Source organism: Microterricola viridarii, assembly GCF_001542775.1.
In the GTDB taxonomy this organism is placed as follows: Bacteria; Actinomycetota; Actinomycetes; order Actinomycetales; family Microbacteriaceae; genus Microterricola; species Microterricola viridarii_A.
This window is the reverse complement of the sequence record NZ_CP014145.1, coordinates 907,157-918,242: the sequence shown is the minus strand read 5'-3', so window position 1 is coordinate 918,242 and position 11,086 is coordinate 907,157. Positions and strand designations below refer to the sequence as shown.

Sequence of the window (11,086 nt, the reverse complement as noted above, 5' to 3'; positions counted from 1 at the left end):
GCCCGCGCTGCCGAGACGACGAATGCCCGCCCCTCCAGAGGAGGGCCGGGCATTCGCGGCTCAGGGTGTTACGCCGCTTGCGGCACGTTGGCCGTTGCGTGCGGAACGGAGGTCACGACGAACTCGCCGCTCACGACATCCACCCGCACAGTTTCGCCGTTGCCCACCTCGCCGCTGACGAAGAGATCGGCGATGCGGTCGTCGATCTCGCGCTGGATCACGCGGTGGAGCGGCCGGGCGCCGTACTCCGGCTCGTAGCCGCGCTCAGACAAGAGCGCAACTGCGGCACCCGTCACCTCGAAGCCGACCTCGCGCGCGGCGAGCCGGGACGCCGTGGCGCCGAGCATGAGGCGGACGATCCGCTCAAGCTGCGGCCGGTCGAGCTTCTGGAAGAGCACGATCTCGTCGATGCGGTTCAGGAACTCGGGGCGCATCGCCTCACGCACCTTGCCCATGACGCGCTGACGCACGTCCTCGGCCGATCCGTAGCCGGAGGCGTCAGAGCCCGCCACGAAACCGAGCGCGCCCGACCGGGACGCGAGGAACTCCGAGCCGAGGTTCGAGGTCATCACGATCACAGTGTTGCGGAAGTCGACCGTGCGCCCCTGGCCATCGGTCAGGCGCCCGTCGTCGAGCACCTGCAGCAGCAGGTTGAAGACGTCGGGGTGCGCCTTCTCGATCTCGTCGAACAACACGATCGAGTACGGGTTGCGGCGGACGCGCTCGGTGAGCTGGCCGGCCTCGTCGTAACCGACGTAGCCGGGAGGGGCACCGACGAGCCGCGACACGGTGTGCCGCTCTCCGAACTCGCTCATGTCGAAACGGATCACGGCGGCCTCGTCGTCGAACAGGCTCGCCGCGAGCGACTTCGCGAGCTCGGTCTTGCCGACACCCGTCGGCCCGAGGAACAGGAACGAGCCAACGGGACGACGCGCGTCACCCATGCCGGTGCGGCTGCGGCGCACGGCCTTGGCGACCGCAGTGACCGCGTCGTCCTGGCCGATGACGCGCCCGTGCAGCTCGCCCTCAAGGTCGCCGAGGCGCTCGCGCTCGCTCTCGGTGAGGCGGTTCACCGGGATCCCGGTGGCCCGCGAGATCACCGCGGCGATCTGCGCCTCGTCGATGACGTGGGCCTCGCCGGTGGCGGTCGTGCGGCCGGCGGATGCCGTGGCGCCCGCCTTCGCGGTCGCCGCGTCGAGCCTGGTCTGCACCCCCTCGATCTCGTCGCGAATCCTCGACGCCTCCTCGTAGTGCTCGGCGCCGACGGCGGCATTCTTGTCGGCCTCCAGCTCGGCGAGCCGCGCGATGAGCGCGGGGACATCCGTCTTCATGCCGAGCTTCAGGCGCAGCCGCGCCCCGGCCTGGTCGATGAGGTCGATGGCCTTGTCCGGCAGCACGCGGTCGCTGAGGTAGCGGGCGCTGAGTTCGACGGAGGCTCGGAGCGCGGCATCCGTGTAACGCACGCCGTGGTGCCCCTCGTAGGCAGGTGCCAGACCGTGCAGGATCTGCACGGCGTCCTCGATCGAGGGCTCCCCCACCTTGACGGGCTGGAAGCGGCGCTCGAGCGCCGGGTCTTTCTCGATCTTGCGGTACTCACTGAGCGTCGTGGCACCGACGAGGTGCAACTCGCCGCGCGCGAGGCGGGGCTTCAGGATGTTGCTCGCATCCATGCCGCCGTCGCCGGCACCGCCCGCGCCGACGACGGTGTGCACCTCGTCGACGAAGATGATGAGCTCGCCCTGGTGCGCGGCGATCTCCTCCATCGTCTTGGTGAGGCGCTCCTCGAAGTCGCCGCGGTAGCGCGTGCCCGCGAGCATGGCCGGCAGGTCGAGCGAGATCACGCGCCTGCCGAGCAGCTGCTCCGGCACGCTCTCCTCGACGATGGCGCGGGCCAAGCCCTCGACGATCGCCGTCTTGCCCACGCCGGCCTCGCCGACCAGCACCGGGTTGTTTTTGGTGCGGCGGCTGAGGATCTCAATGGTCTGCTCGATCTCGTCGGCGCGGCCGATCACGGGGTCGAGCTCGCCGTTGGCTGCGCGTTGCGTGAGGTCTGTGCCGTAGCTGTCGAGCATGGGGGTCGCCGATGCCGCGGCGCTGGCCGCCGGTGCGTCGTCACCGAGCCCGTCATCACCGGGCTCGCCCGCCGTCACCGTCTCGCGGATCTGCTGCGTCAGCGCCTCGGCGGTGACGCCGGCGCGGGCAAGCACCTGGCCGGCCGGGGCGTCCTGCCCCAGCACGAGAGCGAAGAAGAGGTGCTCGGGGTCGATGTACGTCGATCCGCTCGAGCGCGCCACCTGGTAACTGTGGAACAGCGCGCGGGAGGCGCTCGGCGTGATCGTGGCGGCGGCACTAGAGGCGACATCTGTCGCGGCGGGCAGGCGGGCCTCAGCCGCGGTGATGATACGCTCCGGCGACACGCCGATGCGGGCGATCGCCTGCTTGACGCTCTCGTCGTCGACGATCACACGCAGGACGTGCAAGGCGTCGAGTTCGGTTTGGCCTCGCTCCAGGGCGAAGCGTCCGGCCTCGCGCAGGATGCTCTGGGTGCGTGCGGTCAGGAAGCGGCTGAGGTCGATCGACCGTGCCTGTCTTGCCTGCTCGCCCGCGAGGTAGCGGGAGAGGAACTCGTCAAACGAGTTGGCTCCGGCCTCTGTGAAATCTTCGGGCACCAATCCTCCTCTTGTAAAGTTGAGTGCAGTTCGCTCAACTTCAACGCGCGAGGCGCAGAGGTATTCCCGGGCACGGGGTTTCTACAGGATCAGTCGGGCGGGTGGCCGTCAGCTGAGCGGCATGAACGCCGCGGCCTGCTCCGCCTGTGTTCGCGTTGCCTGACGGTTCAGGTCGACACTCCACGCCGGGTACACCCGGAAGCCACGCTTGCCGGCGTGGGCGGCGGAACGCGTCACCCCCAACGCCTCAAGGTGGGCGTCTGTGAAGCGGAACACCCCGAACCTGTCGGCGTCCTGAACGAAGACGAGCAGCCCCGCCGCCTGGTCCTCCGAGCCGAACGGTCTGGTCTCACCATTCTCGTCCCGCGTCCAGACGGCGACAAAGGCACCGGGCTTCTTGGGCGTGACGCGTGCGGTGCGCAACCGCCACCATTCGGATTCGACCTGTACAACACCCGACTCGTAGTCGCCGTTCTGCTCCTCGGCTCGAGGCTGCGCGGCCTCGCCGAATCCGGCATCGCTCAGGGCTTGAAAGCGGTTGAACGCGGTGAACCCCACGGCTCAAGCTGCCGAGCCGGCGCGGGGAGCGCGCAGCCGCTGGCACTGCGGGCAGAAGTGCGAGCCGCGGTTCATGAACTGTGCGCGCTTCATCGGGGTGCCGCAGCGCAGGCACGGTTTGCCCTGCTGCCCGTAAGCGGTGAGGTGGTGGGCGAAGTAGCCGGACGCACCATTCACGTTGACGTACTGCGCATCGAAACTGGTGCCGCCCTCGGCTAGGGCTTTGTCGAGCACGCGGCGCACCTCGGCGAGCAGGGTGCGCTTCTTCTGTGTGGAGAGCGAGGATGCCGGCTGCTCATAGTGCAGGCGTGCAGCCCAGAGTGCCTCGTCGGCGTAGATGTTGCCAATGCCGCTGACCAGGCTCTGGTCGAGCAGCGCGCGCTTGATGCCGGTGTTCTTGCGGGCGAGCGCGGCGAAGAAGGAGGCGTCTGAGAACGCCGGGTCCAGCGGGTCGCGCGCGATGTGCGCCACCTGGCCGGGCAGCTGGAGACGCCAGGGCGCCGCAGCCGTGGTGTCGCCCAGGGCGTCTGCACCGGAGAATCCGCCGGCGCGGCCGTCATCCGTCGGCACCATGCGGTCGACGGCCATCGAGCCGAAGATGCGCTGGTCGACGAAGTTCACCCAGAACTCGCCGTGTTCCGGGTGCTCGATCGCGAGCCGGATGCGCAGCAGGCCGGATTCCTCGAATCCGGGGCTGCGCAGCAGCACCTGGCCGCTCATCCCCAGGTGGGTCACGAGGGCGCGGCCGCTGTCGAGCGGGATCCAGAGGAACTTGCCCCGGCGCACGGCCGCCAGCATCCGCCTCTCGAGGAGGAGGCCCTCGAAGCTGCCGGATGCCGCATCGTGGCGCTTCAGGGAACGCTCGTCGAACACCTCGACGCCGCGCACGAGCGCGCCGGTGACGGCCGGAGCCAGGCCGGCGCGGACCACCTCGACTTCGGGCAGCTCAGGCATCGGGCAGCTCAGGCAATCCGGGTGTTGGCTACTTGCGCCCGGTCAGGCGCGACCAGGCCTCGAGGGCCGCCGCCATCTCGGCGTTCTTCTTGCTGGTGCCCTCACCGTTCGCGGTGACCTTGCCGACGGTCACGGTCGCCACGAAACGCTTGTCGTGGTCCGGCCCGCTCTCGGTGATCGCGTACACGGGTGCAGGACCGCCGTGGTGTGCGGCGATCTCCTGCAGGCTCGTCTTCGGGTCCATCGCGACACCGAAACGGTCCGGGTCGGCCAGAAGCGGCTCGATCAGGCGCAGCACGAACGGGGTCGCGACATCGCCGCCCTTGTCGAGGTAGACAGCTCCGATGATGGCCTCGACGGTGTCGGCGAGGATGGAGGCCTTGTCGCGACCGCCGGTCAGGATCTCACCACGGCCGAGCCGGATGTACTGCCCGAGCTCGATGGAGCGGGCGACCTCTGCGAGGGCGACACTGCTCACCAGGCTGGCGCGTCTCTTGGCGAGGTGGCCCTCGTCAAGATCCGGGTAGCTGCGGTACAGCATGACCGTGACGGCCTGCCCGAGAATCGAGTCGCCCAGGAACTCCAGGCGCTCGTTGGTGGGGATCCCACCGTTCTCGTACGCAAAAGAACGATGCGTGAGAGCAAGCTCGAGCAGCGCATCGTCAATATCAATGCCGAGAGACGCCGCAAGGGCATCCCGCGACTGCTCAGGAAGAGAAGCCATGCAGAATGCCCTTCAGACGGCGTACACCGGCAACACGTGCCGAATTAAACGTCGGCGACCTTACGACCCTTGTACTCCATGAAGAGTTCGGTGCCGGCCGAGTCGGTGACGACCTTGGCGCGGTGCGGGAGGCTGTAGGTGACCTTGCCGTTTTCGACGGTCTTGACGAGGTTGGGAACCTCAGCCTTCCACTGCGAACGGCGGGCGCGCGTGTTGGAGCGTGACATCTTCCGCTTGGGAACAGCCATGACTATCTCTCTTTCTTCGTGTCGATGCCGGCGTCTCCGCCTGCTTCGTTGTCTGTGGAAACCTGCAAGTCCGCAAGCGCAGCCCAGCGCAAGTCGCGCGGCGCTTCTACGGTGAGTTCGGGTTTTTCGGCAAGCCGCTCCCCGGTCTCAGGATTGAGACCTGGGCAATCCGGCCGGCAAACCGGCTGGAACGGAAGTGCAAGCACAACCGCATCCCTGATCAGCGGTTCAAGATCCACGTGGTCATCTTGAACCTCATACTCAAAAGCTTCATCAGAAGAATACGCGAAAAGTTCCTGAAACTCGACTTCGACAGGCAGGTCGATGTCTTTCAGGCACCGTCCGCAGATTCCGGATGCCACTGAATCGATGTTCGCGCTGACCAAAACGCCCTCGTGAACAGCCTCCAGACGCACATCCACGTCCATGATTTCGCCGGCACGCACGGCAACGAGACCTTCCCCCAGCTGGGCGGGGACGGGAATCTCGAGCGTGACCTCGCGCATCTCGCCTGCCCGGCGAAGAAGGTCGCGCACGTGCACGGTGTATGGCGTCTTGCTGAAATTACTCACCACGAGATCCTACCGAGTATTACTGGGGGCTCCCTCCGCGCCGGGTGCGAGGGCGCCGCGAAGGCGCTCGAACAGCGAGGCGGGCAGCAGTCGCGCCCTCAGCCGGCGGCCAAACGGGGTGGCCGCCCTGATGGCGGAGTCGAGCAGGGCGCCGTCTCGCAGCAGTTCGGTCGCCGGCGGCGCGGCACGGGGGGCAGCCACGCTCGGACCGCCCGACGCTGCACCACCTGGCACTGCACCACCTGGCACGCTGTTGACGGGGCGGGCGTAGCGCTCCCGCTCGACGGCGGCGAGGAGTCGCGCGAGGGCGGCCTGCCACTCGTCGGGGGCACTTGCTCTGCTTCGCTCAGCACACGGCCCAGTTGCGCCGCACGCGCTCGGGGCGTCTCGGTGTCGTGCACGGGGTGGCCGCAGTCCTGCAGCGTGTCGGTGAGCTCCTCCCAGAGCGGTTGCACACCGACGCCGGAGCGCACCCGCCTGCGTCGGCGCATGTGCAGCGCCGTGCGGGCAAGCAGAGGGAGGCTGAGCACGAGCAACAGCCCTGCTGCGAACAGAAGAGTGCGATTCAGCGTCTGCCGCGCATCGGCGGCTTGTGCCTGCGCGCTCCCCTGGCCCTGCTGGCCCAGCGCTCCCGGGTCACGTACGGGTGCCGGGGCGCCGCTGGCACCCGGCGTCGGCACGCTGGGCGCGGCCACGGCGGCGCTCGGCAGCGAATAGGAGGGAACGGCTCCCCGCCCGGGTGTCGGCTCGAAGGCGACCCAGCCGACGTTCTCGAAGTAGAGCTCCGGCCAGGCGTGCAGGTCAGAGCTCTGCACGTTGTAGCGCACCTGCCCGTCCTGCTTCTCCCTGGTGCGCTCCCCCGGCGCATAGCCGAGCGAGACGCGCGAGGGGATGTCCAGCGTGCGGGCCATCACGGCCATCGCCGAGGCGAAGTGGATGCAGTAGCCGGAGCGTTTGGTGAGGAAGCGCTCCAGAGCGCGGAGCCCTCCCCCGTCGAAGCCGTCCTCGACCGGGGTGTTCTCCGAGTAGCTGAAGTCGCGTCCGCGCAGGAATTTCTGGAGCGCCGCGGCCTTCAGATACGGCGTGTCCGCCCCGGCCGTCGCCTCACGGGCCGTGTCAGCGATCAGCGTGGGAGTGTCGGCGGGAAGCTCGACGTACCGAGCGATGTCCGCCGGGTAGGAGCCGCCGGCCGCGGCGAGGTCTTCCTGGGTGGGCGCCAGTTCCAGCCCGTTCACGACGTACGCCTGCCCGGCGATCGACGAATGCGTCGTGGCCACGGTCAACGCAGAGGAATCCCAGTACCACTGCCCCTTCAGCCCCTCGATGCTTTTCGCCGGGTATGGAACAGGCAGCCACTCGCTGCGCACGTTCGCGATGTCGACGCTGATGCGCACGTCCTGGGTCGCCACGTTGTCGCTGAGCCCGGGCGGCGCCGGGAAGGCATCCACCGTGTTCGACCGGTTGAACGTGCTGTGACCGGCCACCCAGCTGTCCCCGGCGAAGGAGTCCAGGGTGAGCATCTTGAGGTACACAGGGCGGTTGCCGGTGGAACTGTACGAGAGGGCGGGCACGGATGCCGGCCGGCGCAGGTCCTGGCCGAGATCGATGAGCGGGTTGACCGCGCCGCCGAACAGCGAGCTGCTGGGTGGCCCGACGCCCAGCTGGGCACCGAGCGAGACGAGCGGCATGGCGGCGGTCAAGACGAGGGCGGCGACGATGCCGAGCGCCCCGACTCCGAGTGCCCCGCCGAGCGGCCCCAGGCCGGGCTGTTTCGTCGCCGTCACGACGCGCGGCCCACCCCGGCGGCCATCGGCGGTCAGCGCGGTGCTGGCGGCCTCCTCGCTGCGCCGGGTCCGCACGTCGACCCGCATCAGCAGCAGGAACGAGGCGGCGGCGAGGACGAGCACCCACAGCTGCTCGTCCTGGCGCAGCACCACGGTCGGCAGGATCAGCAGCAGCGCGACCGGGATTCCGGCGAGCGCCGGCAGCCGCACCGCCACCGCGAGGGTGTCCATCAGCAGCACGAGCAGCCCGGCGCCGATCGCGAGCAGGAAGCTGATGCCCGCCGTGGCGTCCGCGGGAACGGCCTGCGTCTGTATGGAGCTCTGCCCCTCGGCCACGAGCGAGCCGAAGACGCCGAGGGTGTCGGGTGTCGGCAGCAGGAACAGCAGCCCCGTGCCCGCCCCGAACGTGAGCGTCAGGAATGCCAGCATCCCCGCGAGCGCCAGCACGGGCACCAGCACGGGTGGCACGCCCCATTGGCGCAACAGCGCAGAGCCGGCACCGACGATGCCGATCGTGGCCAGGCTCGCCCACCACCACCCCGCCGACGCGAGCAGGGGCGTGATGGCGAGCATGCCGCACACCGCCAACAGCATCACGGCCCCCGCCAACAGCCAGTACGGCCGGCCGCGCAGGGCGAAGCGTTGGGGTGCGAGCTCAGGCGACATCCGACACCCGGCCCTTCTGGGCCTCGACCCACGCATCCGGGAGCTGCTCCGGGTTGCGCAGTTCGATGCAGTGCCAGCCGGCGGCGGTGAGTCGTTCGTCGGCGTCACGCGTCACGGTGCCCAGCAGGAAGGCGACGGCCGGCCCGCAGAAGGGCCGGAGCGCCGCAAGCTCGGCGGCCTCCTGCTCGTCGATGTCGATGAGCACGGCGAACGTAGGCAGGTGGGCGCTGGAGTTGCGCAGCACGCTGCCGGCCGATTCCTCCTCTGTCGCACGGATCGTCGGGGCCGGCAGCTGCAGGTTCGCGAGCCCCTCCAGCAGCGCCCGGTCCCCTCCTGGCGCGCGGAACGTGCTCGGGGCATCACCGCGCAGCCCGCCGCGGCCCTGCTCGCCGCTCGACAGGCCCGGCCCCAACTGGCTGGGACCCGTCTCAACCAGGTCCAGCCGGAATCCGGCGGCGAGGAGGTGCATGGCGATGGATGCCACCGCCTCCAGCGCCAGCTCCACCGCCGTGTCGAGCCGGCCGCGGCGCTGCCGCACGGCCGTGAGTTCGGCGGCCGAGGCGCCGGAGAGGGTGGTGTCGAGGATGATCCGGGCCTCGGGGTTGCTGCGCTGCTCCTCTTGCCGCACCATCAGCTCGTCGCGTTTGGCCGTCGCCGCCCAGTGCACACGGCGCAGGGCGTCGCCCGGGCGGTACTCGCGCGCGATCAGCTCGTCGGAGTTGGGGTTTGTGTGCCGCAGAAGCTCGTGCAGCGCGCCGGTGCCCGAACTCAAGGCCCTGCCCTGATCCGGCAGCACGCTCACCCGCGGCGTCACCACCAGGTCGTGCGGCTCGCCGACCGGTCGCTCCGCGTATGCGAGCCCGAACGGGTCCACCATGCCGAGCACCAGCGGGCCGATGTCATAGACGCCGCGCCGCCGGGGCCGGAGCGTGTACTCCAGCCGGGCGGTGTCGTCGCCGCCCGAAGCCCCCGGCCGGTGGCGGCCCAAGGAGGGAAGCAGGGCATCGTGCGGAACCTGGATGCCCGCGGCGGCCTGGTCGCGCCAGCGGGCGCCGAAGCTGGCGCGCCGGCCGATGTTGCGCACGGTGAGCGACACGACGGCCTCACCGCCCGCAGAGACGATCCCTGGCGCGAACAGCCGGGTCACGTGCACCCGCGCGCCCCGCATGACGACATAGCAGAGCGCGACGATCGGCACGGAGAGCAGCACGAAGGAGATGAAGAGGAACTCCCGACGGCTGAACAGCAGCGCGCCGGCGACGAGTGCGACGCCGATCACGAAGAACGCCCAGCCCCGCCGGCTCAGGCGCGGCCACCAGTCGCGCCGCAGTGACCGCCCGCCGCCCGTCGTTGCCGCGCTCATGGCTCCGCCCCGTTAGCTGCGCTGCGTCGAGCCGAGGGGAATGGGCGTGGCCGCGACGATCCGCCTGACCACCTCGTCGATCAGGGGTGCACTGTCTTGGTGGTGGTGCCCGAGTGCCCGGCTGGTCGGCACCAGGCGGTGGCCCAGCACCGACACCACGATCTCGTCGATGTCGTCCGGCAACACGAACTCGCGCCCCTGCAGGGCGGCGTGAGCCTTGGCGGCCCGCACCAGCTGCAGCGTGGCCCGCGGGCTCGCGCCGAGACGCAGGTCCCGGTCGTCCCTGGTCGCCCTGGCGATGCTCACCGCGTACTCCTTGATGCCGGGCGAGGCGTACACGCCACGGGCCGCGCGCATCATGGCCTGCAGCTCCTCGCCGCTCACCACGGCGCCGATGCGGCTGAGCGGGCTGGAGGTGTCTCGGGCGTCGAGCATGGCCAGCTCGCTCTCCATGTCCGGGTACCCCATTGAGATGCGGGCCATGAACCGGTCCCGCTGGGCTTCCGGCAGCGCGTAGGTGCCTTCCATCTCGATCGGGTTCTGCGTGGCGACGACGGTGAACGGGCTGGCCAGAGGGTAGGTGGTGCCATCCACCGTCACCTGGTTCTCCTCCATGCACTCCAGCAGCGCCGACTGCGTCTTCGGGCTGGCCCGGTTGATCTCGTCGCCGATGACGATGTTGGCGAACACGGCTCCGGGCTTGAACTCGAAGCGCCGCTCGGCCTGGTTGAAGATGGAGACACCCGTGACGTCGCTTGGCAGCAGGTCGGGGGTGAACTGGATGCGACTCACCGAACAGTCGACGGAGGCGGCGAGCGCCTTGGCCAGCATCGTCTTGCCCACGCCGGGCACGTCCTCGATGAGCAGGTGGCCCTGCGCCAGCAGCACGGTCAACGCCGTGCGCACTGCAATGTGCTTGCCGTCGATGACGGATTCGACGTTGGCCATGATCTGGGCCGCACGGGATGCGAGCTCGCCCAGTGGCATGCCGGCATCCGCCTCTGGCAACGACCGCGTCGGGTGGGGCGTGGCCGTCGCCGTCTCTGCCGGCAGGCCGTTCACACCATGCTCCCCTGCAGGAAGTCTGCGACCGCGGGCGGCACGTAGGGCGAGACATCGCCGCCCAGAGCCGACACCTGGCGCACCAGCGAGCTGGACACGTGGCCGTGTGCGGGGTTCGGCAACAGGAACACGGTCTCGACGCCGGCCAGGTGGCGGTTGACGATCGCCATCGGCGTCTCGTAGGCCACGTCGATCTGCGAGCGGATGCCCTTGACCAGCACGGAGGCACCGACCTCGGTGCAGTAATCGACCAGCAGGCCGACGGTCCAGGAGGCGACGACGACGTTGCGTGCGGCGAACGATTCGGCGATGGCCTGCTCGATCAGTGAGACCCGCTGCGCGATAGGCAGCAGCGCGGACTTGTCCGGGTTGTGCACGACGAGCACGTGGAGCTCGTCGTAGAGCCCGGCCGCCCGCTCGATGACATCGAGATGACCGAGGGTGACGGGGTCAAAGGAACCAGGGACGACGGCGATCCTGCGCATA

The 11,086-nt window shown here is 69.4% G+C and carries 10 protein-coding genes; all 10 read right to left on the bottom strand.

The window, feature by feature from the left end:
* Nucleotides 1-68: 68 nt before the first annotated feature.
* Nucleotides 69-2,669, bottom strand: coding sequence for an ATP-dependent Clp protease ATP-binding subunit (locus AWU67_RS04090; protein WP_067232113.1), 2,601 nt, complete (start codon nt 2,667-2,669; stop codon nt 69-71).
* A 108-nt stretch (nt 2,670-2,777) separates the two neighbouring features.
* Complete coding sequence (locus tag AWU67_RS04085) at nt 2,778-3,227, bottom strand: MepB family protein (RefSeq protein ID WP_067226865.1); 450 nt, start codon at nt 3,225-3,227, stop codon at nt 2,778-2,780.
* A 3-nt stretch (nt 3,228-3,230) separates the two neighbouring features.
* On the bottom strand, nt 3,231-4,181 hold the full coding sequence (gene mutM, locus AWU67_RS04080; protein WP_067226864.1) for a bifunctional DNA-formamidopyrimidine glycosylase/DNA-(apurinic or apyrimidinic site) lyase: 951 nt from the start codon (nt 4,179-4,181) through the stop codon (nt 3,231-3,233).
* Between the two features lie 28 nt (nt 4,182-4,209).
* Nucleotides 4,210-4,905 carry a ribonuclease III gene (gene rnc, locus AWU67_RS04075; protein ID WP_067226863.1) on the bottom strand — a complete coding sequence of 232 codons (696 nt, stop codon included), beginning with the start codon at nt 4,903-4,905 and terminating at the stop codon, nt 4,210-4,212.
* A gap of 44 nt (nt 4,906-4,949) precedes the next feature.
* On the bottom strand, nt 4,950-5,153 hold the full coding sequence (gene rpmF, locus AWU67_RS04070; protein ID WP_067226862.1) for a 50S ribosomal protein L32: 204 nt from the start codon (nt 5,151-5,153) through the stop codon (nt 4,950-4,952).
* 2 nt (nt 5,154-5,155) lie between these two features.
* Nucleotides 5,156-5,659, bottom strand: a complete 504-nt coding sequence (locus AWU67_RS04065; protein ID WP_067232111.1) for a YceD family protein — start codon at nt 5,657-5,659, stop codon at nt 5,156-5,158.
* A gap of 164 nt (nt 5,660-5,823) precedes the next feature.
* A complete protein-coding gene (locus AWU67_RS04060; protein WP_067226861.1) occupies nt 5,824-8,175 on the bottom strand; it encodes a transglutaminaseTgpA domain-containing protein in 2,352 nt (783 codons plus the stop codon).
* A complete protein-coding gene (locus AWU67_RS04055) occupies nt 8,165-9,538 on the bottom strand; it encodes a DUF58 domain-containing protein (protein ID WP_067226860.1) in 1,374 nt (457 codons plus the stop codon). Before AWU67_RS04055 ends, AWU67_RS04060 begins: the two co-directional genes overlap by 11 nt.
* 12 nt (nt 9,539-9,550) lie before the next feature.
* A complete protein-coding gene (locus AWU67_RS04050) occupies nt 9,551-10,525 on the bottom strand; it encodes an AAA family ATPase (protein WP_067232108.1) in 975 nt (324 codons plus the stop codon).
* A gap of 71 nt (nt 10,526-10,596) precedes the next feature.
* Nucleotides 10,597-11,085, bottom strand: a complete 489-nt coding sequence (gene coaD, locus AWU67_RS04045; protein ID WP_067226859.1) for a pantetheine-phosphate adenylyltransferase — start codon at nt 11,083-11,085, stop codon at nt 10,597-10,599.
* Between the last annotated feature and the right edge of the window lies 1 nt (nt 11,086).

Coding starts and splice junctions, on each gene's coding strand:
- rpmF (WP_067226862.1), bottom strand. CDS start 5,153: ATGGCTGTTCCCAAGCGGAAGATGTCACGCTCCAACACGCGCGCCCGC.
- rnc (WP_067226863.1), bottom strand. CDS start 4,905: ATGGCTTCTCTTCCTGAGCAGTCGCGGGATGCCCTTGCGGCGTCTCTC.
- AWU67_RS04065 (WP_067232111.1), bottom strand. CDS start 5,659: ATGCGCGAGGTCACGCTCGAGATTCCCGTCCCCGCCCAGCTGGGGGAA.
- AWU67_RS04060 (WP_067226861.1), bottom strand. CDS start 8,175: ATGTCGCCTGAGCTCGCACCCCAACGCTTCGCCCTGCGCGGCCGGCCG.
- mutM (WP_067226864.1), bottom strand. CDS start 4,181: ATGCCTGAGCTGCCCGAAGTCGAGGTGGTCCGCGCCGGCCTGGCTCCG.
- AWU67_RS04055 (WP_067226860.1), bottom strand. CDS start 9,538: ATGAGCGCGGCAACGACGGGCGGCGGGCGGTCACTGCGGCGCGACTGG.
- coaD (WP_067226859.1), bottom strand. CDS start 11,085: ATGCGCAGGATCGCCGTCGTCCCTGGTTCCTTTGACCCCGTCACCCTC.
- AWU67_RS04050 (WP_067232108.1), bottom strand. CDS start 10,525: ATGCCACTGGGCGAGCTCGCATCCCGTGCGGCCCAGATCATGGCCAAC.